Raw genomic sequence first — 25,253 nt, forward strand, 5'->3', positions numbered from 1 at the left:
AAATTTTAATAAAGTAGTTGGCATTCAGCGATCGCTAGTGAAATAGTAAAGATAACCAACGGAATTATTCGCATCTACACTGAGTGATTTAATTCTGGCGAGCTACTAACTCCGATAGCGAATAGTTGCTAAACCATCAGTGATTTGAGCTTAAAAACATAAGATAAATAAATAAACAAACCGCTAGAGACAAAAGCCAATGGTTCCAGTTAACTTTAAAAAAATAGCAACAAAAAAAGAAGTAGTTGCTCTACTTGAGTATTTAAAACAGGAAACAGGTACAGCCATTCAAATTCACGATGCTGATGGCAAAAGAATAGTAGGAGTAGGTAGTGAAAACTCAACACATAGGTATCCAATTGAATTTGCCGACCGTGTTATTGGCTGGATTGCTGGTAGTGAAAAAGCTATTGCTATTGTTAACCTGATTTCTTACTTGCTAAAACAGGAATTTGAGAAAAAGGCGCTGGCAAACGAGTTATTAGAGAAATATCGAGAGCTGACTTTGCTCCATGATATTACGACTCAGATTACTGCTAGCTTAGAATTAAAAGAAGTTGCCCAACTGGTTATTGAGGGTGTTGGGAAACTAATTGAAGCTACAGGCGGATCGATTTCACTCCTGAATCAAAAAACAGGAGAGTTAGAATCTCTATCATCTGTTGGTCAAGCTTTTCCACCTCAAGAATCTTTGAAGTTAGGTGGAGGACTTATTGGTCGGATTGCTGACACAGGTAAAGGCGAGATTGTCAATGATATTACTGCCGATCCTAGATTTGGGGAGTATCAAGGACCAATCAAATCTTTAATTTGCGTCCCACTGAAGACGAAAGAACAAATGAATGGGGTGATATTTTTTTGGAGCCAAGAAGTAGATGAGCTGAGCGAGAGAACCGCGCTCTCATACAATTCTGAAGACTTAAAAATTCTGACAATGTTTGCTTTCCACGCAGCAGTAGCAATTGAGAAGGCTCTCCTTTACGAACAAAGTTGCATTTCTGCGACTGTTGCTCAAGCACAAGCTCAACAGTTACAGCAAGCTTTATATGAATTGCAACATACCCAAGCTCATCTAATTCAGAGTGAGAAAATGTCTAGTTTGGGACAGCTAGTAGCAGGAATTGCTCATGAGATCGACAGTCCCGTGAACTTCATTCATGGTAATCTCGCTTACATAAGTAATTATGCTCAGAATTTATTAAATTTGATCGAACTTTATCAAAAATATCATCCTAGCGATCGCGTTCAAATTCAAGAATTGATGGCAAACATTGACTTAGAATTTCTCTTAGAGGATTTACCAAAAACACTAAATTCAATGAAAGTAGATGTAGGACGCATTCGTAAAATTGCTCTGTCACTGCGTGACTTCTCTCGCTCTGATGAGTTAGAAATGAAGCCGATAGATATTAATGAAGGGATTGATAGTACTCTGCTGATTTTAGATAGTCGTCTGAAAGCAATCAGCAAGCATTCTGGAATTCGGATTGTTAGAGAATATGGCAAATTGCCTTTAATTGACTGTTATTCTAGTCAAATTAATCAAGTATTTATGAGTATTCTTGCTAACGCAATCGATGCTGTGGAAAATCAGAGCGAAGCTGGAGCCATTACCATTCGTACAGAAGTCATGGAAGTCGAAAATGAAAGTTCCTTAGCTTTAGGAATGTGGCAGCTTGAAGACAAATTTACCACTCATTCTAGTTTTTCCTTCTCTAGTCCCCACGTCGTTATTCGTATTCAAGATAATGGCGCTGGAATTAGCGAGGAAGTTCGCGATCGCATATTCGAGCCTTTCTTTACAACGAAAACTGCTGGTAATGGCGCTGGTTTGGGTCTTTCTATCAGTCACCAAATTGTTGAGAAGCACGGAGGAGTTTTAAAGTGTTTTTCCGAACCAGGACACGGAGCCACATTCTGTATTCAAATTCCGATTAAGCAAACAATGATGTTGCAACCTATATTCAGCTCAGCAAATGGAAATAAAGTATTCAATTCAGAATTATCGCTAGCTGGCATCATTTAAAGGTAGTTCTCCTAGATTTTTTCAATATTCTCAAATTTATTGTTATCTATCTTCAGTCTTCCATCTAAAGTAGTAGGTAAATCAATGCAGAATCAGACTCAAATCAATTCCATTCATCAGTTAGTTGAGCTTCAAGTCTTAAAAACTCCTGATGCTGTAGCAGTTGTTTTTGAAAATCAACAACTGACTTATCGAGAATTGAATGAAAGAGCAAATCAACTAGCACATTACCTACAGACATTGGGAGTTAAGCCAGAAGTTTTAGTAGGAATTTGCGTGGATCGCTCTTTAGAGATGATTGTCGGGCTTCTAGGCATTCTCAAAGCTGGTGGAGCGTATCTACCCCTTGATATGTCATATCCTACAGATCGACTGCGATACATGTTAGAAGATGCTCAGGCTCCTATTTTACTAACTCAAAGCCATCTCAGCGATCGTCTTCCCAAATGTAATAGTCATGTTGTTTATCTAGATAGCGATTGGCAGGCGATCGCTACACACGCTATAAATAATCCTCAAAGCCAGCTTATTCCTGAAAATTTAGCATATGTTATATATACTTCCGGTTCTACTGGCAATCCTAAAGGAGTTGCCATGCCCCATTATCCTCTGTTGAATTTACTAGCTTGGCAACAAACTACTGTTACGCGAGGTAAGACTCTCCAATATACACCAATCAGCTTTGACGTATCTTTTCAAGAAATTTTCTCTACTCTTGCTGAAGGTGAAACTTTAATACTGATTTCAGAAGAAATGCGGCGAGATCCAGTGCATCTCCTAAAACTCATTGGTCAAGCGAATGTAGAGCGTCTTTTTCTTCCGTTTGTAGCCTTACGACAGCTAGCAGCTGTAGCTCAATCAAAAAAAGTTAAAATCTCTTGTTTGAGAGAAGTCATTACAGCTGGCGAACAGTTGCGAATTACTCCTGCGATTGCTGATTGGTTCAGTCAGATGCAAAATTGTACTTTGCATAATCATTATGGACCGTCTGAGAGCCATGTAGTTACTGCTTTTACTGAGATCTTGCACCATTCTCAATAAAGGGTTGCCAAAAGAGCCAAAATCTGGAAGAAAGGGCGTAGGAATAATTTGAGTTGACGATTATGGAAACCATCGTCGAATACGCCCAAGGGCTAGTCTATAGCCTTCTTTGCTTAATGCCTAGCACATACCAGAAAGCCAGTCTAAACGCCCTGTTCGGGCTGTTTCTTGAAGCTCAAGGATATCCTTTACCCCAGCACACCCAGGTGAAATCCGCTTCTTCATTGAGTCGATTTTTGAATCACTACAATTGGTCTACTCGTAGCGTGATTCGCACGACTCGTCAAATGGTGTTGCAGCAAGTGACCGCTCATCCCCCTCATCCAAGCACTCCTTTGCGAGTGTTGATCGATCTAACGACATTCGAAAAGTGCGGCAAGTTTTTGCAGTTGAGTACGCCGACGAATGACCCCAAGGCACCTGACCCCTGGGTGAGAATACTTAACGGTAAGCGGGGATTACATTTAGTAGTATTGTACCTGGTGGTGGGTGAGTGGCGAGTGCCTTGGAGCTTTCGGGTCTGGCGGGGCAAAGGCTATCAAGCGCCCAGTACAATTAGCCTGCAAGTTGTTGGCAACGGTTCCAACCCAGTTGAGTCAGGGCAGGGTGGTCATTGTACAGGCAGATACGGAGTTTGGCACCGTAGAGTTTCTCAAAGCAGTGCGAAAGCAGTCGTGGCGAGCAGTCGTGGGGATGCGCTGCAATCGCAAAATGCAGGACGGTCGTCATCTAAAGCAACTGTATCGCCATGCCAACCGTGGACAACAGGTGTATTTAGCGGGAGACACACAGCCACTGACGGTGTCCTGGTTCTGGCTCAAACGAGCCGAAGGCAAGCGAGAACTGCGCTTTGTCGTTTCTACCCATCCTTACTCTGGCATTTATCTGGTGCGGCTAGGACGTAAGCGCTCTTGCATTGAGGGCTTTTTCAAAACGAGCAAACATCGTTTTGGGCTGCATCGCTTTGGGCAAACTACGAAACTTGGTGTCTATCGCTGGCTCATCAAGAGCGCTAATTGCCTATCTATTGGCGCATTGGATTGACCAATGGTCACTACCTCCTGTCCTGGATTGGAAAGCTGCCAGTGATTTGGCATTAACTGTACTGTTTCCCTCGGTTCTGTGGTTACAATTGCTGCGGTTCATCCGAGTCAATGCTGACATTGCTGCACAATTCGATTTTGAAATTATCCTCAAACCTTTACCCATTCTTGCTTATCGAGAATGCTGCAAGATCTGAGTTTACTCTTACGGGTTCTCCAAATGAATGGCCGGCGATACCCTCAATTGGTCATCCTATAGCCAACACTCAGATTTATTTACTAGATGACCAACTCCAACCAGTTCCATTCGGTGCTTCAGGAGAACTTTATATTGGCGGAGTATGCTTAGCACGGGGATACATCAATCATCCAAAACTCACGGAGGAACGATTTATTTTAAATCCTTTCTCTTACCAACTAAATGAACGGCTGTATAAAACAGGTGATTCAGCAAGATATCTGCCCAATGGTAATCTTGAATTTCTTGGTCGAATCGACCAGCAGGTCAAGATTCGAGGCTTTCGCATTGAGCCTGGTGAAGTAGAAGCACTGATGGAGCAACACCCTATGATACAAGAAGCTGTGGTGACTGCTCGTGAAGACGTGCTTGGCGACAAACGTTTAGTTGGCTACGTTATATCTAATCTTCTTCCTGAACGAATTCCATATCAATTTGATTGCATTGTAGAATTTGATGAGAGCAAAATAAAGCTTCGCACGAAAGACATATCAGCAAGTGGCATTTGTTTGGTGGGAGTTCCATCAAATCTTACTGAAGGGATGAACACCCGTTTATATTTAAGATTCCCCATAGGTTTTGAAGAATTTTCTCTACAAGGATCGGTAGCATGGCGAGATGGGGAACAAGCTGGTATTCGATTTCACCTTGCTTCTAGCGAAGAGATGCTGCTTCAGCAAAGCTTAGAGTATCTATTTGAAGCACAGGGATTATTGAACACTGTACAGCGTACATTTATAGGTAACTTGAGGAATTATCTCAAGCAAAAACTCCCCGAATACATGATCCCCAGCAACTTTGTAATGATGAAATCTTTTCCACTTACTCCTAGTGGTAAGGTAGATCGTCGAGCATTGCCCGTGCCCGAGCGCTCTCGTCCCGAACTTGAAGTTGAGTTTGTTTCTGCTAGGTCGGTCTTAGAGGCAAAAATAGGTCATCTTTGGAAAGAAGTCCTCGATCTTGAAAAAGTAGGTATTCACGATAACTTCTTTGATTTAGGAGGACATTCAATACAAGCAGTTGAGCTAGTGACAAAACTTCAATCAGCTTTTCAAATAAAACTATCGCTGCATAACTTCTTGACAACTCCCTCCATTGCTGGACTCACTAAATTAATTGAAGCCCAACAATTAGAAGTGTCTCCTTTAGTATCGACATCTTCTCCATCTGTTTTTAAGCTGACAGATGAATTAGTTTTAGACGCTGAGATCGATCCAAAAGCAGCAGTAATTCAGGCTACGGGTGAATTAGCAAATATTTTTCTTACAGGAGCAACAGGTTTTTTAGGAGCCTTTATACTATATGAGTTACTTGAGAAAACTCAAGCGAATATATGCTGTTTAGTAAGAGCCGAAAATTTTCAACAAGCTAATCAACGACTTCAGCGTAACTTAGAACAATATTCACTTTGGGATCGAATTAGGAGTTCTAGAATTATTCCTATTATAGGAGATTTAGCTCGTCCAAAATTTGGTCTTTCACCAGAAAAATTCCAGGATTTAGCAGAAACAATTGACGCTATCTATCATAATGGTTGCTTAGTTAACTTTATTTATCCTTACTCTATACTTAAAGCTCCAAATGTGTTGGGTACTCAAGAGGTTTTAAGATTAGCTTGTCAAACCAAAATTAAGCCAGTTAATTTTGTTTCTTCTATTGATATTATCTCTCCAATTAGTCACCATGAAAGCGCGACTATTCAGGAAAAAGAAGCAGTTTTTACAGAGAATCTTTTTGGTTATGCTCAAAGCAAATGGGTAGCAGAACAGTTAGTTACAATTGCTAATGAGCGAGGATTACCGACCACTATTTATCGTCCTAGCTGGATAGAAGGACACAGCGAAACAGGCATTTCTAATTCTTCTGATTTCTTACGTAGCTTGATTAAAAGCTGCGTTCAGATGAAATTAGTACCAGACTGGAAGATGCGATTGGATATTGTTCCTGTTGATTATGTTAGTCAGGCAATTGTTCATTTGTCGAGGCAACACAACTCATCAGGTAAAGTTTTTCATCTAACAAATTCTCAATCTATTTCATGGCTCGAACTAGCGAAGTGGATGCGTACATATGGATATTCGCTTCAAACAGTCTCCCATGAACATTAGATGACTGAGATAACGCAGCAAGCTAAAAATAATTCGGAACATTCTTTATATTCTTTTCTTCCCTTCATTTCTGAACCAATTGATGAGCAACAAAGAGCTGTTCCTGAAATTTACTTTCAACCTAGCTCTCCCACATTCGACTGTCACAACACACTACAGGGTCTGAGCAATAGTAACATATCTTGCCCACCAATAGATGAAAAACTACTATCTATTTACTTTTCCTACCTGATTAACACGAAGTTTCTAGAACGTCCACAAACTTGTTATGACTATAAAAATCCTATCGCCAGTATTTCTTAAAAGTATACCAATCATGAATTAGATAAGCTCGCAAACTGTATCTACATACTCGATAAAGAAATAATCTAAATTTATTTAACGAAGTATCTTTATAATGCTTCGTTATCTTTTTTTCAAGGAGTTTAGTAGCTTCACTATCTAAATAATACGTCGCTCTCATTCATGCATGATGTATTTCTAAGTTTTCGACACAGCTTTACGTATGCTTGATAGATTTGGCATGAAGTTGGGAATCATATAACTAACTGAATTATACAACTCCACAACAGTTGTTCGGGAGACTCCAAATCAGGACATAATACAAAAGACCATGAAAAGCTCTATCCGCAAATCTATCGGTTCCAGACTATTTATTAATGTATTGTGTGGTGCTTTGATAGGTCTAGGTGGTATGTCTTGCTTTTTCTATCAAGCGTTGCAAAGTCGCGCTAAAGAGGAAATTCAGGGCAATCTCAGCACGCAAGCCAAGTCAATTGAAGAAGAATTGGCTAGAGCAGAACAATCGATGCTGAGTGCAGTTGCTGCGGTCAAGACGATGAAGCGTATAGGTATTCAGGACTCACAAACTTATGAGGGCTTGATTTTCGATCTCTTTCAGTATCGCTCACCCTTGGTAATGTCTCTGAATTTTGGTCAAGCTCCTTATAAATTGATACCAAGCCGCAAGACATATTGGCCTTACTTCTTTATTGACCAACATACTCCGGATCAGATAGGTAAGCCGCTACCAGTTCCATACAGTAACATTCGTTTTGCAGATGTATGTGAGGTTGATAAAATTTGTCTCGACCAAGAGTACTATAAGCTACCTGTAGCGGCAGGAAAAGCTATTTGGCTAGAGCCTTATCAGTGGGCAAATATTACCATGACAACCATTACCTCACCCATCTTCGATGCTAGTAACACGTTGATTGGTGTTGCTGGATTAGACATCAATGTGACAGCCCTTGGCAATCAAATTCAAGCGCCTGAGGGTTGGAAAGGCGGTTACTTTGCAATTTTAAGCGCAAAAGGAAATTTGCTAGCCTATCCACCCGATCCCCAAAAGGCTAAGGCGCTGTCAACATACAAAGATATACCCGAATTAAAAGCTGTATGGCAAAAGATATCGAATGGTAAAGCTGGATTAATCCAAGCTGAGGGACACTACTGGGCATACGAGCGAGTTAAAGGTACAAACTGGTTGATGATTGCATCAGTGCCTCAATGGGTTGTGCTGGGTCCCGCGTTAACTATTACTGTGGGAGGAGCGCTGGGAGCGGCTATCATCCTAGCTTTAGTTGTTGCCTTCTTTATCCGCAGGCTGAATCACCGCTTACAACACATTATGGCTGAGTGCGATCGCCTAGCAGAGATAGATTTGCAAAGGACGCGCCGACTTAACCAAGCATCTGAAGTAATTGCTAGCAATACGTTTCAGCAGCAGTCTGAAGCGAGGAATACAGATGAACTGGAAGTTTTAGAGCAAGCTTTTAATAAGATGGCAGCCCAGCTAGAAGCATCATTTGAAGAGCTGGAACTGCGAGTTCAAGAGCGCACGGCTTATTTAACTGCCGTGATCGATAACTTGGCAGATGGGTTACTGGTCGTCGATTTAAATGGTAAAATTGCTCGGGTCAATCCAGCTCTATTTGCTCTATTTGGAATTGAAGAAACAGATTTAACTGGTCGTGATTGTCAAGTTGTATTTAATCGTAAGATTGTCGAGTTAGTAGAAGAAACTCGTAGAAACCTCAAAAAAGTTTTTGTTGCAGAAATAGAATTATCGAGTGGTTGTACTGGAAAAGCAGTTGCAACTGCAATTGTGAAAGATGCGGATTCTACAGGTAAGCAAAATGGAAAAGATCGGTGTATTGGTTCAGTTCTATTGATTCGAGACATCACATCAGAAAAAGAGGTAGATCAGATGAAAACTGATTTTATTTCTACAGTATCTCACGAACTTAGAACGCCTCTGACATCAGTACTTGGTTTTGCCAAAATCATAAAGAAAAAACTAGAAGAAGTTGTCTTTCCCGTCCTTCCAACAGATGATAAAAAAGTACAACGTAATGTGAGACAAATAGCTGATAATCTTGACATTATCGTATCGGAAGGTGGCAGACTGACGGATTTGATTAATGATGTCTTGGATATTGCCAAGATGGAGGCGGGCAAGATTGAGTGGAAGATGGCTCCCCTACAAATTAATGAAGTCATAGATAGAGCGCTCGCAGCGACTTCTGCGCTCTTTCACTAAAAAAATCTAGAATTAATTCGAGATATTGAATCCGAACTGCCGGAGATTATAGGCGATCGCGATCGATTAATTCAAGTGGTTATTAACCTGATTTCTAACTCTGTCAAATTTACCGATACTGGCTCGATTACTTGCAGAGTCACAACTAATGAAACTCAAATTAATATTAGTATTATAGATACGGGTATAGGTATTGCCGAAGTCGATTTAGATAAAGTATTTGAGAAATTCAAGCAAGTGGGTGATACCCTCACTGACAAACCCAAAGGTACGGGTTTAGGATTACCAATTTGCAAACAAATTGTCGAACATCATGGAGGTAAAATATGGGTTGAAAGTATTTTAGGTACGGGTAGTAAATTTTCTTTTACCTTACCCATCATGATTGCTTGTGACTTAAAACCAAAAACTTTTGATGTCGATACTCTCGTCAAGCAGTTGCGAGAACATGTAGTCATGAAATCTGCTAATTCTAGAACGACTAAAAAAACAATTTTAGTAGTCGATGACGATGCTAATATTCGTCAGTTGTTACGGCAGCAGCTAGAGTCTGAAGGATACAATATTCTTGAAGCTAAAGATGGCATAGAAGCGATCGCCTTTGTCAAAAAATCCGCTCCCGACCTCATTATTCTAGATGTTATGATGCCAGAGATGAGCGGTTTCGACGTAGCAGCTGTTCTCAAAAACGATCCCAAAACTATGAATATTCCCATTATTATTCTATCTATTGTAGAAGATAGAGAGCGGGGCTACCGCTTGGGAATTGAACGTTACTTAATGAAGCCAATTGAGACAGATACTTTATTGCATGAAATTGGAACGCTGACAACTCAAGCTAATTCTAGTAAAAAAGTTTTAGTGGTTGATGAAGATGTATCTACTGTGAAAACTTTAGCTGAAGTTTTACAAGCTAAAGGTTACAGTGTAGTTGAAGCTATTGATGCTCAAGAATTGCGAGAAAAAGCCATGTCGGTTCAACCATACATGATTATTGCTAACGCTAACTTCTGGGAGCGCTCTGAAGTCATTAAAACTTTGCGCTTTGAAAAAGGTTTAGAAAATGTTTTCTTTATCTTACTAGCAGACCGTAAGGAAGGTGATTGTTCTGAAGTATTAACTACACAAAATGAGATTTTACTTCCAGGAGCTTTCATCAAAAATGAAAAACTCGTATAAAGTTTTGCTCGATGATATAAATTGTAGGTTAGTATAACTATGCTTTAGAGCAGTACGCGATCGCACCAAAAGTTTCAGTTTAAATTTTGCTAACCGATATTTAGGTATATGGGTAAAAATATGGATTTAAAAATTTTAATTGTTGATGACGAACCTCACGTTAGACTTTTGATGGAACAAACATTAGAAGAATTGGAAGATGAAGGGGTAGAGCTACTATTTGCAGACAATGGTGAAGCCGCACTCAATATTATTAAAAACGAGCGACCTCAACTCGTGTTTTTAGACGTAATGATGCCAAAAATGAATGGTTTTGATGTATGTAATACTGTAAAAAATCAATTGAATATTTCCGATGTTTACATTATTATGTTGACAGCTAAAGGTCAGGAATTCGACCGACAAAAAAGTATAGAGGTTGGAGCTGATATGTATACTACCAAACCGTTCGATCCTGATGAGATTACGGAGAAAGCCAGAGAAGTTTTGGCTTTGTAAAAACCTGAGTATTGCATTCTGTTACCAAGATCAAGCTAGTGAATAATTAAGCGCGATCGCTGCCATACATCGCAACTCATTGTAAATGACAGTCTAGTAAGATTTTTGAAAGACAAGTCCGATCGAGTAGAGCCTTTTGCGGTAGTATGCTTCTAACTGCAAAAATTGTCCTGACAATGACCTCTACATCAGCCATCGATCTCAGCAATAGTTCTCTCCCAGAAGCTTCAAATACCTGGGCAACGCAATTACTTCAGCAATTACTGGATCGTCAATCTTTGTCTGGCGCACAAGCAGCGCAACTCATGCAGGAATGGCTAAACGAAAGCATTCCACCTGTCTTATCTGGAGCAATATTAGCAGCAATTCAGGCTAAAGGTGTATCAGCCGAAGAACTGGCTGGGATGGCTCAAGTTTTACAATCTGTGCGGGCGCACAGCACCGGCGCACAGATGTGCGCCCCTACACCTTTAATCGATACCTGCGGTACTGGTGGAGATGGAGCTGCAACCTTTAATATATCTACTGCGGTTGCCTTTGTCGCAGCAGCGGCGGGAGTACCAGTAGCTAAACACGGCAATCGCTCTGCTTCTAGTCGAGTCGGTTCTGCGGATGTCTTGGAAGCACTAGGAGTTAATCTCAATGCTGCCGCAGACAAAATACAAGCAGCTGTTGCAGAAGTAGGTATTACATTTTTATTTGCTCCTGGGTGGCATCCCGCTATGAAGGCTGTTGCCCCGTTACGCAAAACGCTGAAAGTACGGACGATATTTAATCTATTAGGACCGCTAGTCAACCCTTTGCACCCAACAGGACAAGTCATTGGAGTTTGTGAATCAAACTTACCACTGACTATCGCTCATGCCTTACAGCAGTTAGGGACAAAACAGGCAATTGTGCTGCACGGACGGGAAAGGTTAGATGAAGCAGGCTTAGGTGATGCTACAGATTTAGCAGTGTTATCTAACGGACAGGTGGAGTTAACAACTATACATCCGCAGGAACTAGGCTTAGCACCTGCACCAACATCAGCATTAAGGGGTGGAGACGTACAGGAAAATGCAGCAATTCTCACCGCTGTATTGCAAGGTAAGGGAACTCAAGCACAGCAAGATGTTGTTGCTTTAAATGCAGCGCTAGCACTGCAAGTAGGAGAAAAGATCCCTTTAGGTGAATATGCTGCTGGCATTAGCCTAGCTAGGGAAATTCTGTATAGTGGTGCTGCTTGGGCAAAGCTACAGCAACTCGTACAATTCTTGTAAATCAGTTATCAGTTATCAGTGGCTAGTGGCTTGAAAACTCTAGTCACCAGCCACCAGTCACTAATCACTTAAGTAGTCTTCCTCGACTTTACCCTAACCGCCAGCTCTTAGTTGTTAGCGATCGCGCTACAGTAATGAGTCAAATATATCGTGTTGGTAGGAAGCGATGGTATCGCCTAAGTATTCCTTGGTTGTTCCAGTCTATAACGAAGAAAAAAATATCCTAGAACTCTATCGCCGCGTCAGTGCGGTTGGCGAACAATTGGATGGAGCGATAGAACTCATATTTGTTAATGATGGCAGCCGCGATCGCACTTTGCAAATCGTGCGCGACTTACATCAAAATGACCCTCGCGTATCCTACCTCAGTCTTGCCCGCAATTTCGGACATCAAATTGCGGTGACGGCTGGACTTAATTTTGCTAGGGGTAAAGTGGCGATTGTCATGGACGCTGACTTACAAGACCCGCCAGAATTGATTTTAGAGATGGTAGCCAAATGGCAACATGGCTTTCAAGTTGTTTATGCCCAACGCACGCAGCGCCAAAAAGAAAGTTGGTTCAAACGCGGTACGGCATACATATTTTATCGCCTGCTCCAACACCTTGCTGATGTGGATATTCCCACCGATACAGGAGATTTCTGTTTGATCGATCGGCAAGTCTTAGATATCCTTAATGCCATGCCAGAACGCAATCGCTACATGCGCGGCTTACGGGCTTGGATTGGTTTTCGTCAAACATCCGTACAATTCGATCGCCCGCCTCGTTTTGCTGGTAAGGTCAATTACACTTTCGGTAAGTCTCTGGCTCTGGCTTTGAATGGCTTAGTGTCGTTCTCTAAAGTCCCCTTGCGCCTCTCTACTTACGTCGGTCTATTTGCTGCGGCGATCGCTGTTCTCATGGCTCTACTCGTATTGTACTGGCGATTGTTTGTACCTCAGTCTCCTTTGACTGGCTTTACGATTATTTTGGTAGCAATTTTCTTCCTTGGTGCAGTTCAACTTGTCAGTATTGGCATCTTAGGTGAGTATATCGGGCGGATTTATGAAGAAGTCAAAGGCAGACCAATTTACACCTTAGCCGAAGTAGGGGGATTTCCTAGTCATTCGGGGAATTGGGAGTCGGGAATCGGGAGTCGGGAGTCGGGGGGAAGAGAGCTGAGGGAGCTGAGGGAGCTGAGGGAGGAAGAAATTTAAAATCTCCACACCCTTTCTTCACTGGTCACTGGTCACTGGTCACTGTAATTTTCCTGCGGTGCGTAGAATTTGTCCTGCTAAAATCGCTGCGCCAAAACCGTTATCTATATTGACAACTCCTACCCCTGCTGCACAAGAGTTAAGCATTGTCAAGAGGGGAGCTAAGCCGCTGAAACTTGCACCATAGCCAACGCTGGTAGGAACGGCAATGACGGGACAATCGGCTAATCCTGCAACTACGCTGGGTAAAGCCCCTTCCATTCCTGCGACAACAATCAATACAGATGCTTCAGCGATAACGTGGCGGTTGTCTAGCAGGCGATGAATACCAGCAACGCCCACATCCCATAACCGGAGAACGCGAAAACTGGATAGTTCGGCAGTTATAGCCGCTTCCTCAGCTACGGGTAAATCGGCAGTCCCCGCTGAGAGGATACCAATTTTACCAGGGTACTGCGGTTCGATCCGTGCTGGTGCGATCGCCGCAATTTTTGCCATCGGATAGTAACGCAGTCCCTCTACCTTCTCTTCTAGCTGTTCTGCTACATCGGGTTCGATGCGCGTCGCCATCACTACTGAGTTGCGCTGGCGCATTGCTGCCATAATTTGCACGATTTGGTCGGGAGTTTTGCCTTGACCCCAGATCGTTTCAGGAAACCCAGTTCTGAGCTGGCGATGATGGTCAATGTGGGCAAATTCACCAACTGGTTCGTAGGTAAAATGTTTCAATTTATCTAAGGCGACAGTTGGACTGACGTTACCAGCTGCTACAGATTCTAAGAGCGATCGCAAGGCTTCGGGTTGAGACATTTGAGGGGGAGGAGTGAGGAGTGAGGAGTGAGGGGACAAGGAAAGAGTTTATTTTAACTTTTAGCTTTTGACTTTTGACTTTTCCTAGACCCTATTCTGTCACTTTCAGTTCGTATTTGTTCCACAGAGTCCCAGCTTGGGAGCCGAGGGCGGTGTATTTGACTCCTTAATTTGCCAAGATTCAGCTAAGACTGGCTCAATTTCTCCAGTTTCACCATTAAGTGTTGTTAGTCCTTCAACAGTGAATAAAAATACGTGAGGGTATTCTTGATTGAGGGCATAGTTAAAAGTTTTAGGATCTTTTAAAGTACTCGTTACCCACTGCGATTGCGCTGCTGAGGTTTTAAAATTTATGGAATTGCAACCTGTAAGCGTGAGTTGACAAGTAAGAAATAGAATCAATATGAAGACAAGAACTCGCAATCGCATTGTTTAATTGAATAAGTATTTCTAGTCTTTTGCTTCTTTCAATTCATAAACATTCCAAAGCGTTCCACCTAAAGCAGAGAATTTTGTTCCTTCAATGCGATCGCGAATTGCTGCTAAAGCTAAAGGATTGATTAAATGAATAAAAGGAAGATACTCTTGTGCTAAACGCTGAGTTTCTCCATAAATTTCTTTACGCTTTGTTTCGTCAAGTTCTCTTGCTCCCTCAATGTAAAGCCGACCGATTTCTGCTTCCCAGTCTGCAACTTCTCGTCCTTCAATCGGCGGTTGTCCTGGTTGTGGTTTCTGATTAAAAGGATGAAAACCGCCATCGGGCGACCATACATTTGCTCCGCTATATGGTTCAATACTACCAGTAATTAAACCAAAATAAGATTCCCATTCGAGAGTATTGGTAATTTTATCTACCATGACAGCAAAGTCAATTGGAGTAAAATCAACTTGAATTCCAATCTTGCTGAGATCGCGCTTGATTTGCGAACCAATTGCATCAACAGTTCTATTACCCGCTTGGCTGATCGTAGTGAACCGGACTCGATTACCTTCAGCATCGAGTAATTGACCTTTGTTATTATATTTAAATCCAGCTCCTCTAAGTAATTCTTTAGCTTTTTCAGGATTATAATTATAAACTTTTAAACCTTCTTCAGGAGAGAGATAGTAAGGACTTTGAACAGAAATTGGCGAATTTTGTAGCTCTCCTAAGCCACGATAGACATTATTTAGCATTGCTTCGCGATTAATTCCGTAAGCAACTGCTTGTCTAAATGCTACTGTATTAAACCAGCGTGACTTGATTGGATTGACTAAAGGTTTTCCCTGACGACGACCTTTATTTAAGTTAAAACAAATAAAGTTTGTGCCAAAGTCAGGACCACCGCTGTAAATTTTGAAATCTCCTCGTTCTTCCTCCCGTTTTAGTAATTGAAAACTCGTAGGACCAATTTCTAGCATATCTAATCCTAACGAACGAAACTGGATTAAAGCTGTATCTGGTGATTCCACAATTTGCCAAATTAGCCGCTCAACATAAGGTAAAGCATTTCCTTGTGTGTCTTTCCGCCAGTAGTAGGGATTGCGGCGAAAGACTATTCGCTGGTTTACAGTGTAGCTTTCCAGGGTAAAAGGACCATTGACCACAATTTTTTGCAAATCTGTATCCGTTCCCCACGTAGATAAAAACTGAGGTCTACCATCTTTATTTTTAGTTTCTACCGATTGACGTAGGGCGTGTTCTGGTAAGATGACTATCCCACCTGCAAATCGTAAAAAAGGTGCGAATGGCTCTGGAACGGTAAATTCGACTCGGCGGCTATCTAATTTACGGACTTTAGGTAAAGCTTTACTCTTGCCAATGCGAAGAATATCTCTTATATCTGTGGGAATTTGCTCGTTAAAGTAAATATCATTATAAGTAAAAACGATATCGTCAACTGTTAGCGGTTCCCCATCTGACCATTTTAAATTTGGTCTTAGAGTAAAAACGATTTTGAGATTGTCTTCAGAAATTTCCCAAGATTCAGCTAATGCTGGCTCTAGCTTTCCAGTTTCACCATTTTCAGTAATTAATCCTTCATAAAGAAATCCAAAAACGTTAGGTGACGATTGATTTAAGGCATAATTAAAAGTTTGCGGGTCGCCTGGAACTCTCGCCACGATTTGTGAAACTTGAGTGGCGTTAGTTCTCATTTCGGTGGGATTACAGCCAGAAAGTGCGATCGCAACTAATAATGTAAGTGTTATTAGAAAATTTCGACGGATCATAAATTCAGGGAGTCGGGAATCAACCTTCATCCTTTATGTTTAATTCGTATATGTTCCAGAATGCGCCGCCTAATGCAGAAAATTTTGTTCCCTGAATGCGATCGCGAATTGCAGCTAGCGATAAAGGATTGTATAAGGTAATGTATGGTAAATATTCTTGAGCAGTGCGTTGAAATTCATTATAGATTTCTTTCCGCTTGGCTTCGTCAAATTCCTGCGCTCCCTTAATAAATAGATCTTCAATCTTTTGTTCCCAATCCGCAATTTCTCGTCCTTGAATTGGTGCTTGTCCTACTTGAGGTAATTGGTTAAAATTGTGCAAGCCACCTGCTGTCAACCATACGTTTGCTCCGTCATTCGGTTCAATTCCACCACCGATGAAACCACCGATGTAACATTCCCAATCTAAAGAATTAGAAGTTTTATCCATTAAAGTGCCAAAATCAAGAAATTGGAGATCGACTTGCATTCCAATTTTACCTAAGTCTCGTTGAATTTGAGCTACCGTTCTCCCACTATTACCTCTACCCCCAGCAGGAACCATGAGAGTAAATCGTACCCGATTACCTTGAGCATCAAATAATTGATTTTTATTGTTGTATTTGAATCCAACTTTTTGCAGTAGTTCTTTGGCTTTGGCTGGATCGTAGGTGTAGACTTTCAATCCTTTTTCAGGAGGTAGAAAATACGAACTCTGAGTATCGATTGGAGAGTTTTGTAGCTCTCCCAAACCCCGTAAAAAATTATTTATCATCGTTTGGCGATCGAGTCCGTAAGCAACTGCTTGCCTAAATTCAACTGTATTAAACCAGCGAGATTTAATCGGGTTGACTAAAGGTTTACCGTTTCTACTACCTTTATTTAGATTAAAAGTAATGAAGGACATACCGAAAGCAGGTCCACCATTGTAAATCTTAAAATTGCCTCGTTCTTCTTCGCGTTTGAGCAGAGAAAAATTATCTGCTGAAGCCGAAGCTATATCTAACCCACCGGAACGAAACTGAACTAAAGTTGTTTCTGGATTTTCAACAATTCGCCAAATGTATTTTTCAATATAAGGCTGAGAATTGCCTTGTGCATCTTTCCGCCAATAATTAGGGTTGCGGCGATAAACTAAGCGTTGAGCAGGTACGTAGCTTTCAAGTGTAAAAGGACCATTAGTGACAATTTTAGTTGGATCTGTATCCGTTCCCCAAGTGCTTAAAAAGCGAGGGTTTCCCTTAGCGTCTTTTGTTTTTACTGATTCTTGTAAAGCGTGTTTTGGTAAAATGGCGATCGCACTCGTAGGATCTCCCGTCGTCGTAGCAAGAAAAGGTGAAAAAGGTTCGGGCATGATAAATTCAACGCGGCGATCGTCTAGCTTAACAACTTTTGGATAAGCCTTTTGCTTACCAATTTGAATGTAATCTCTTAGATCTGTAGGAATGGCTTTGTTTAAAACAATATCGTTATAAGTAAATACGACATCATCTGCTGTAAGTGGATGACCGTCAGACCATTTTAAGCCTTCTCTTAAAGTGAAAATAATATTTAATTTATCTTCGGAAATTTGCCAAGATTCTGCTAATTCTGGTTCGAGTTCTTTGGTAATGCCATTAACTGTAGTTAATCCCCTAAAGGTCATGTTAAAAATATTTGGGACTTGATGACCTAAAGCATAATTAAACGTATCGGGATCGGTAGTCACGCTGACAACTATTTGCGGTACGTCAGCCGCTTGGGTTCTCATCTCAGCCGGATTGCAGCCAGACAGCGCGATCGCCATGACTACTGCTAGTATACCTGCTAACCATTTACGCCAGGATTGGGAAAGAGTAATTGGGTATTTCATGGGATAAATTGAATCGCGATCGCGTTACCAGTCACCAAAGTTTGCGAAATATTAAAATATCGATGTCTACATATGTTGCTTTAAGCCTCACTATAATACCTATTTTCGTAATCGTGCATGAATACGCGATCGCGAGGTATCCGGCGAATAAATTTTTTGGATAAGGGTGGCTAGATCGATGACTCATTCAGTAGATATTATCAATGCTCGCGTGCATGGTTACGCGCAATTGCAGGGAATTCGGATCGATCTACACGGTCAAATTTCCGCAATTGAACCAATGGATCGATTTATTAAAAAAATTCCGCCTGCTAATTTACAAATTATCAATTTAGCAGCCGATCTGATATCTTTGGGTGGAGTCGATATACAGATTAACGGGGCGCTAGGATTAGCATTTCCAGATTTACAAGCGACAGATATCTATAAGCTGCAAAAAATATCTGAATACTTGTGGCAACAAGGCATAGATGCTTATTTACCCACATTAGTGACGACTTCTGTAGAAGATATACAGCGATCGCTAGCCGTTATTGCTGACTATATGCAGCAGCAAACCACATCTCTACCAACCGCTCAAGTTTTAGGAGTCCACCTTGAAGGACCATTTTTAAATCCGCAAAAGCGCGGCGCTCATCCAGCCGAATATTTATTACCACTAACAATTCCACACATTCAGCAACTTTTAGGCGACTACGCTCGCATAGTCAAGGTTATCACCCTTGCCCCAGAATTAGATCCCACGGGCGAAGCCATAGCCTATTTGCGTTCTCTCGGTATAACAATCAGCCTCGGTCATTCCCTCGCCACGGCAACTCAGGCAGAACAAGCATTTAAACTAGGGGCAACAATGGTAACTCATGCCTTCAATGCCATGCCGGGACTCCACCACAGAGAACCTGGGTTGTTAGGTGCTGCCTTGGTACATCCTCAAGTGAAATGTGGGTTAATTGCTGACGGAGAACATATTTGCCCCACAATAATTCAAGTATTACTCCGTGCTGGCTGTTACGAACAAGGAATCTTTCTCGTCAGCGATGCCTTAGCACCTCTGGGGCTTCCAGATGGGGTATACCCTTGGGATACGCGGCAAATCGACGTGAAAAACGGTACAGCTAGACTGTTCGATGGTACCTTGGCTGGTACGACTCTACCACTACTCGTAGGAGTCCAGAACCTAGTTCGCTGGAATCTTTGTGACGTAGATACAGCGATCGCACTTGCTACCACCGCACCGCGACAGGCGATCGCTCTTCCCACAATTCAACTCGGTACTCCCTTTCATCAACTCCTACGCTGGCAGATAAAACAGGACAGCAAAGAACTGACGTGGAAGAGATTGCAGTGACATATGGTGATAAATTTAAGGTTTGTGAACCAAAATAATAACCTATCTATATGACTGCAACAGACGATAAAACAATTGTTAAAGAATATTTCAATACAACGGGATTTGACCGCTGGCGACGGATTTATGGTATAAGCAATGACGTTAACAAAGTCCAACTCGATATTCGCAACGGACACCAACAAACTGTAGATAGTGTTATTGGGTGGTTGCAAGCAGATGGTAATTTATCGGAAATCTCTATTTGCGATGCAGGATGTGGAGTGGGTAGCCTCAGCATTCCCCTGGCGCAGGCAGGTGCTAGGGTGTACGCTAGCGATCTGTCAGAAATGATGGTATCAGAAGCCAAAGATAAAGCTAGAGCAGAATTGGGAGATTTGGTCAAGAATCTAACTCTGACCGTGCAAGATTTAGAAACACTCAGCGATCGCTATCATACCGTTATTTGTCTTGATGTTTTAATCCATTATCCCCAAGAACAAGTAGAGCAAATGATTTCTCATCTTTGTTCTTTAGCACAGACGCGCTTAATTGTAAGTTTTGCCCCAAAAACTTTTGCTCTTAGTTTGCTAAAAAAAGTTGGTAGTTTCTTCCCTGGTGCAAGTAAGGCGACCCGTGCTTATTTACACCCAGCATCAGAAGTCATCAAAATTTTAGAAAAAAATGGTTTTACCGTGCAGCGTCAGGCAATGACAAAGACTCGCTTCTATTTTTCTCGTTTAATAGAAGCAACTCGAAAATGATTTCCAAATCGGAATTAATTATAAAGCCAGCAAGTCCTTGAAGTAAGAGATGAAATAATAAGAAAGTCTGGAATATAGGTTATTGGCTGATGGGTCAATTCTTTCTAGCGATCGCTGCTATATTTGGTGGTTTATCTGTTGGTGTAGGAGCCTTTGGCGCTCATGCTCTAAAAGAAAAATTAACTGAGCGATCGCTAGAAATTTTTGAAACTGGTGCTAAGTATCAAATGTATCACGCTCTAGCACTTTTACTAGTAGGTTTATTAATTAAAATTAGTGACGGACAATTCTCTCAGCCTGTATTAATAGCTGCTGGATGGAATTTTATGATTGGAATTCTACTTTTTTCTGGCAGTTTGTACGCATTAAGTTTAACAGGAATTAAGGTCATCGGTGCAATTACTCCACTAGGAGGAGCAGCTTTTATTGCTGGGTGGGGTGCATTAACGATCGCTGCCTTAAATAATAAGTGAGTCGTAGGGGCAGATTTGTGGAGGATACCGAATCTAGAACGATAATTCTGTGGTTAAAACCGCCTGTACCAGTGAATAGTGAGTAGTAGAATGACAAATTCATCTGTCGTAAGTTGAAACCTCCATATCTATCTCTAGCAAGGTTAAGTGACGCGATCGTTGCACTAAAACTATGAGAGAGGTTACAAAAGTTTACCTCGTCAGCTAGCAAGCAGCAATTATTGCAATCGGAGAGTTTTATGACTTACGCGACTGATGAAAGCACAAAGCGATCGCTAGAGCAGTTTAGCCGTTATGATGCCGATACTCAACTTGGATTGTTGTGGTTTGGGTATCTCGATCTTAAAGATAAACTAACACCTGCAAACGAGACTTCCACACAGGATACCGCAGCAGCAGTGTTCGATCAATTTGTTGCACTGTCACAAGAAGAACAGCTGCAAGCACAGCGCGATATTGTTAATCGTGCTGACACAGATCTTAGCCGTGCCTACAGTGCTTTGGCTTCTAGTGGCAAATTAGATCTTTGGTTGCGCTTAGCACAAGGGATGGAAGACGGTAGAATTATTGGCGTGCCATCTGATTACGAACTACCCGCAGAAACAAATGAGTTTGTAGAGCAAATCAAACAGCTTGAATTTGAGCAGCGGCTTAATTTCATGCGTAGTGCCGTTGTCGAGATGGGTGCTAAATAAGCGATCGCCATTTTCAACACGATAATAAAAGTAGGGGCGTACAGCTGTACGCCCCTAATTGCAATTGCCGCTCGAAGTGAGAGAATATGGTTGAGCGATCGCAGGTAATAACCAGGTAATGATTATAGGTAATAACTATGAGTTTCGCTGCAATTCTCCAAAACTACATTAACGGTGAGTGGTGCGACTCTAGTGCAACTGAATATTTAAAAGTCGTCAATCCTGCCACAACTGAGTTACTCGCTCAAGTTCCCTTGGGGACATCCGCAGACGTAGATCGAGCCGCTACCGCAGCTGCTAGCGCTTTTAGTAGCTGGCGACGCACTCCAGCCACGGAGCGCATCCAATACTTATTTAAACTCAAAGCTCTATTAGACGAAAATTTTGAAGACATAGCTCGGACAATTACCCAAGAATGTGGCAAGACTCTAGAAGAGTCAAAAGGGGAATTGCGTCGAGCAATTGAGAATGTGGAAGTTGCCTGCGGCATCCCAATTTTAATACAGGGACAGTACTCGGAAGATATTGCTAAAGGGATTGACGAATTTGTTATCCGCCAACCTGTAGGAGTTGCCGCAGTTATTGCACCGTTTAATTTCCCTGGAATGATTCCGTTTTGGTTTTTACCCTATGCGATCGCTTGTGGTAATACCTATATCATCAAACCTTCGGAGAAAGTCCCGCTGACGATGCAAAAAGTCATGCGCCTGATAGAACAAACGGGATTGCCGAAAGGTGTTGTCAATTTAGTTAACGGTGCAAAAGAAGTTGTCGATGCAATTTTAGATCATTCAGCGATTCGGGCGATTAGTTTTGTCGGTTCCACACCTGTGGCTCGATACGTATACAGTCGTGCCACCGCCAACGGCAAACGCGCCCAATGTCAAGGAGGAGCAAAAAATCCAGTCATCGTGTTGCCGGATGCAGACATAGAAATGACAACTCGGATTGTTGCCGATAGTGCTTTCGGTTGTGCGGGACAACGCTGTTTAGCGGCTTCCTTGGCAGTAACGGTAGGAGAAGCAGGAAAAATCTTTACAGAGGCGATCGCCCAAGCTGCGACTTCCCGCGTTGTCGGTTACGGTTTAGATTCAGGCGTGCAGATGGGACCCGTAATTACGGCTGAAAGTCAGTCGAGAATTAAGCACTTAGTAGAACAAGGCATCGCCGCAGGCGCGAAACCACTCGTAGACGGTCGAGAATCGCTAATTTCCGATCATCCTGACGGTTATTTTATTAAACCAACAATTTTACAAGATATCGATCCAGCAGGTGCGATCGCCCGTACTGAAATTTTTGGTCCCGTTTTAGGACTCATTCATCTCGACAGCATAGAAGCGGCGATTCAATTTATTAATAGCGGTCAGTATGGTAACATGGCTTGCCTATTTACCTCCTCTGGCGCAGCTGCACGAAAATTTCGCTACGAAGCAGAAGTCGGTAATATCGGAATTAACATTGGTGTTGCCGCACCGATGGCATTTTTTCCCTTCAGTGGTTGGAAGGAAAGCTTTTTTGGGGACTTGCACGGACAGGGACACCATGCAGTTGAATTTTTCACCCAGACTAAAGTTGTTGTAGAGCGCTGGCGACAAAATTGGTCGAGACAGTTTTGAAAAAGTCAAAAGTTAAAAGTCAAAAGTCAAAAATTGTCGGGGCGGGTTTATCAAAAATATTTGTCGTAGTTCCAGTCGTCTAATAAACCCGCCCGTACCCAAGTCAAAAGTGAAATATCAAAGGCAAAATGTCCCTGTCACGCCAATTAAACTAGAGTTGGAATTTTGTGGATTTTGCGATCGCTGACTAACATTTGAAAATTGCCGGGAGGAGCCATAGTTAGCCCACGTCGCACGGGTTTGAGCTGGCGATCGCTGCTCAATTCTAAATTGTATTGAGACAAAATCTGTGCTACAACTAGCTTCATTTCCATTAGCGCTAGAGCTGCTCCCAAACAACGACGATTACCTCCACCAAAAGGCAGAAATTCATGAGGAGAATACTGTCTTTCTAGAAAACGTTCTGGGCGAAAAAGCTGCGCTTGAGGATATAAATCTTCACGATGATGGATGGCATAGGTCAGAGCTACAAAAGCCGTTTCTGGCTCAAACTGATATCCCATCAACTCCATTGATGACTTTGCAATTCTGGCGAAACTACCAAATACAATCGGATAAATTCGCAGTGTTTCCGATACAACTGCTCCTAAATAGGGCAATTTAACAATTTCAATTTTGTTAGTTTCACGATCGGCATCGAGTTCTTTAAGCAACTTCTCACGAACTTCTGGTAGGTAATGAATCCAATACAATGCCCAAACTAATGCAGAAGCAGTAGTTTCGTGTCCGGCAATTAGTAAAGTCATTAACTCATCGTGCAGTTCTTCATCAGTTAGCGATGCTCCCGATTCGTCTTTTGCTAACATCAACATAGTTAGAATATCGTTGCCATCTAAATTATTTTGTTCTCGACGGCAGCGAATTTCTTCATACAAGAGTTGTTTAATTTGTTGTCTCAAACGTAAAAAATGTCCCCAAGGACTCAGAGATCCCCAATCTTTTTGTAGAAATTGAAAAAAGAGCAAGCTAGAACTGAGAGGAGAACTAATCGTGTCGAGCATCTCGCTCAGTAGCCTTCTGAGTCGATCGGATCTTTTACTCTGAGATTCTAATCCAAAAACAACTTGTAGAATGACTCGTAGGGTGATTTCTTGCGTGTAGAGCCGAACTCTAATTGGCTTGCCAATTTGCCATCGACTTGTTACCTGTTCGGTAATCTCCCAAATCATTTGGCTGTAAGATTGTAGATACTCGCTATGAAAAGAAGGCATTAACAATCGTCGTCGCTGCTGGTGAGCTTCTCCATCCATTAAAATTAGCGAGTTGTCTCCCAACAGAAAGCTTAGGCTTGCATTTGCTCTACCGACATCAAATCGTTCTGGTGGAGCGGTAAAAATTTCTTTAACCGCCTGGGGATTGCTGATAACTATTGTAGGCGATCGCTGACCGATCCGATAAATCTCTCCATAGTGCTTAGTATCATCCTCAAATAACTTCAAAGGATGAAAAATCGCCTTATACGTGCGCCAATATCTCAACAACCCAGAACTATTTGCACCTGGTGGCAGCGTCATTTTTGTAGTTCCTATGCTAAGTTCTTTTTCATTTTGAGCGACTTTAAGCAATTTTGCGAACGCTGCATAGTTTAAATGCCTCGAAAGTCATTGGTGGTGACTCTCTGAGGCATTTGGCTTGTTATACGATAGATAGATGGCTCGGTTATTCCCAGTAGGATGTAGCTATCTTTCTAGCTAGCAACCGTAACTTTACCAATCATTCCAGCACCACGATGAGGTTCGCAGTAGAATGTGTAGTCCCCAGCAGGAGCATCAGCGGGAATAGTGGTTGAGACTGATTGACCTGGGGTCATCAGTAGTTGCTTGTGGGACAAGGATTTTGCCAAATCCGCACTCTTGTTAGGAGTACCAGCTGTATCGAAGACAACGTTGTGGGGAGGCACTTTGTTGTTTACGAACTCAATGGTGTCCCCTGGCTTTACAGTCAGCTTGGATGGCTCAAACGCCAGCATCCCTTTATCTGTACCTAACTTAACTTGAAAAGTTTCAGCAGCGGCAGGGGCAGAAAAGAATGCAAAGCTACTAGCAACCAAAACGATTGTTAAAACAGCTAAACCCAAGCGCCGCAAAGTTGCAGCAAATAGTTTCATGACCTTCTCCAAACAGGTTTGACAATTTGTCATACTTAATTTTATCAACTATGGATGTTAATTCTTCATTCTCTTTCTAGCTAATTTATTCTCACTCTCACGACATACGGAGAAAGGCAGAAGTCAGCAGTCGGAAGTAGCCCATAACTGGTTGCTGTGAGGTGGTTGCTGTGAGGCGATCGCCTGTGCTTTTGGGTTCAATAGGTGAAACCCGAAGCCACAGCTTTTTCCAAATCTGTTATATCTTCATAATTGACTTAGCAGAAACACGGAAGAATTTCCAA

The 25,253-nt window shown here is 41.9% G+C and carries 18 protein-coding genes and 2 pseudogenes; 15 read left to right on the forward strand and 5 right to left on the reverse strand.

The window, feature by feature from the left end; all coding sequences use genetic code 11:
• Positions 1-199: 199 nt before the first annotated feature.
• The 10 genes and pseudogenes from N4J56_RS13325 to N4J56_RS13370 all read left to right on the forward strand — a co-directional run bounded on the left by N4J56_RS13325 (position 200) and on the right by N4J56_RS13370 (position 13,135).
• Positions 200-2,026 (forward strand): ATP-binding protein, encoded by a 1,827-nt coding sequence (locus N4J56_RS13325; protein WP_317106894.1) that lies wholly within the window; start codon positions 200-202, stop codon positions 2,024-2,026.
• 39 nt (positions 2,027-2,065) lie between these two features.
• Positions 2,066-3,043: pseudogene (locus tag N4J56_RS13330) on the forward strand (AMP-binding protein); the annotation flags it as partial.
• 594 nt (positions 3,044-3,637) lie between these two features.
• A complete protein-coding gene (locus N4J56_RS13335; protein WP_317106468.1) occupies positions 3,638-4,111 on the forward strand; it encodes a transposase in 474 nt (157 codons plus the stop codon).
• A 46-nt stretch (positions 4,112-4,157) separates the two neighbouring features.
• Positions 4,158-4,307: a hypothetical protein gene (locus N4J56_RS13340; RefSeq protein ID WP_317106469.1), complete on the forward strand. Its 150-nt coding sequence runs from the start codon at positions 4,158-4,160 to the stop codon at positions 4,305-4,307.
• A pseudogene (locus N4J56_RS13345) lies at positions 4,288-6,456 on the forward strand (thioester reductase domain-containing protein); the annotation flags it as partial. The gene N4J56_RS13340 and the pseudogene N4J56_RS13345, both read left to right, overlap by 20 nt.
• Before the next feature lie 613 nt (positions 6,457-7,069).
• Positions 7,070-8,998 carry a histidine kinase dimerization/phospho-acceptor domain-containing protein gene (locus N4J56_RS13350; RefSeq protein WP_317106897.1) on the forward strand — a complete coding sequence of 643 codons (1,929 nt, stop codon included), beginning with the start codon at positions 7,070-7,072 and terminating at the stop codon, positions 8,996-8,998.
• Between the two features lie 48 nt (positions 8,999-9,046).
• The gene (locus N4J56_RS13355; protein ID WP_317110632.1) at positions 9,047-10,177 is read left to right on the forward strand and encodes a response regulator; all 1,131 of its coding nucleotides are present in this window, start codon (positions 9,047-9,049) and stop codon (positions 10,175-10,177) included.
• A gap of 120 nt (positions 10,178-10,297) precedes the next feature.
• Positions 10,298-10,675 (forward strand): response regulator transcription factor, encoded by a 378-nt coding sequence (locus tag N4J56_RS13360; protein WP_317106898.1) that lies wholly within the window; start codon positions 10,298-10,300, stop codon positions 10,673-10,675.
• A gap of 176 nt (positions 10,676-10,851) precedes the next feature.
• Positions 10,852-11,937, forward strand: a complete 1,086-nt coding sequence (gene trpD / locus N4J56_RS13365; protein WP_317106899.1) for an anthranilate phosphoribosyltransferase — start codon at positions 10,852-10,854, stop codon at positions 11,935-11,937.
• A gap of 166 nt (positions 11,938-12,103) precedes the next feature.
• Positions 12,104-13,135 carry a glycosyltransferase family 2 protein gene (locus N4J56_RS13370; RefSeq protein ID WP_317106900.1) on the forward strand — a complete coding sequence of 344 codons (1,032 nt, stop codon included), beginning with the start codon at positions 12,104-12,106 and terminating at the stop codon, positions 13,133-13,135.
• Positions 13,136-13,174: 39 nt separating this feature from the next.
• Here N4J56_RS13370 and larB read toward each other — a convergent pair whose 3' ends face one another.
• The 3 genes from larB to N4J56_RS13385 form a co-directional block, all read right to left on the reverse strand.
• Positions 13,175-13,945, reverse strand: a complete 771-nt coding sequence (gene larB, locus N4J56_RS13375) for a nickel pincer cofactor biosynthesis protein LarB (protein ID WP_317106901.1) — start codon at positions 13,943-13,945, stop codon at positions 13,175-13,177.
• A gap of 450 nt (positions 13,946-14,395) precedes the next feature.
• Positions 14,396-16,156, reverse strand: coding sequence for an ABC transporter substrate-binding protein (locus N4J56_RS13380; RefSeq protein WP_317106902.1), 1,761 nt, complete (start codon positions 16,154-16,156; stop codon positions 14,396-14,398).
• A gap of 19 nt (positions 16,157-16,175) precedes the next feature.
• A complete protein-coding gene (locus N4J56_RS13385) occupies positions 16,176-17,987 on the reverse strand; it encodes an ABC transporter substrate-binding protein (protein ID WP_317106903.1) in 1,812 nt (603 codons plus the stop codon).
• 178 nt (positions 17,988-18,165) lie between these two features.
• Here N4J56_RS13385 and nagA point away from each other — a divergent pair, with 178 nt between their 5' ends.
• From nagA to N4J56_RS13410, 5 genes are all read left to right on the forward strand, one after another.
• Entirely contained in the window at positions 18,166-19,335 is a 1,170-nt protein-coding gene (gene nagA, locus N4J56_RS13390; RefSeq protein ID WP_317106904.1) for an N-acetylglucosamine-6-phosphate deacetylase, read from the forward strand.
• A gap of 50 nt (positions 19,336-19,385) precedes the next feature.
• Positions 19,386-20,078: a magnesium protoporphyrin IX methyltransferase gene (gene bchM, locus N4J56_RS13395; protein WP_317106905.1), complete on the forward strand. Its 693-nt coding sequence runs from the start codon at positions 19,386-19,388 to the stop codon at positions 20,076-20,078.
• Between the two features lie 89 nt (positions 20,079-20,167).
• Complete coding sequence (locus tag N4J56_RS13400; RefSeq protein WP_317106906.1) at positions 20,168-20,551, forward strand: DUF423 domain-containing protein; 384 nt, start codon at positions 20,168-20,170, stop codon at positions 20,549-20,551.
• Positions 20,552-20,790: 239 nt separating this feature from the next.
• Positions 20,791-21,246 (forward strand): orange carotenoid protein N-terminal domain-containing protein, encoded by a 456-nt coding sequence (locus N4J56_RS13405; protein WP_192160303.1) that lies wholly within the window; start codon positions 20,791-20,793, stop codon positions 21,244-21,246.
• A gap of 137 nt (positions 21,247-21,383) precedes the next feature.
• The gene (locus N4J56_RS13410; protein WP_317106907.1) at positions 21,384-22,862 is read left to right on the forward strand and encodes a CoA-acylating methylmalonate-semialdehyde dehydrogenase; all 1,479 of its coding nucleotides are present in this window, start codon (positions 21,384-21,386) and stop codon (positions 22,860-22,862) included.
• Positions 22,863-23,008: 146 nt separating this feature from the next.
• Here the strand turns inward: N4J56_RS13410 and N4J56_RS13415 are convergent, their stop codons facing one another.
• Entirely contained in the window at positions 23,009-24,376 is a 1,368-nt protein-coding gene (locus N4J56_RS13415; RefSeq protein WP_317106908.1) for a cytochrome P450, read from the reverse strand.
• A gap of 173 nt (positions 24,377-24,549) precedes the next feature.
• Entirely contained in the window at positions 24,550-24,969 is a 420-nt protein-coding gene (petE, locus tag N4J56_RS13420) for a plastocyanin (protein ID WP_015157412.1), read from the reverse strand.
• Positions 24,970-25,253 lie beyond the last annotated feature (284 nt).

It is taken from the genome of Chroococcidiopsis sp. SAG 2025, assembly GCF_032860985.1.
In the GTDB taxonomy this organism is placed as follows: domain Bacteria; phylum Cyanobacteriota; class Cyanobacteriia; order Cyanobacteriales; family Chroococcidiopsidaceae; genus Chroococcidiopsis.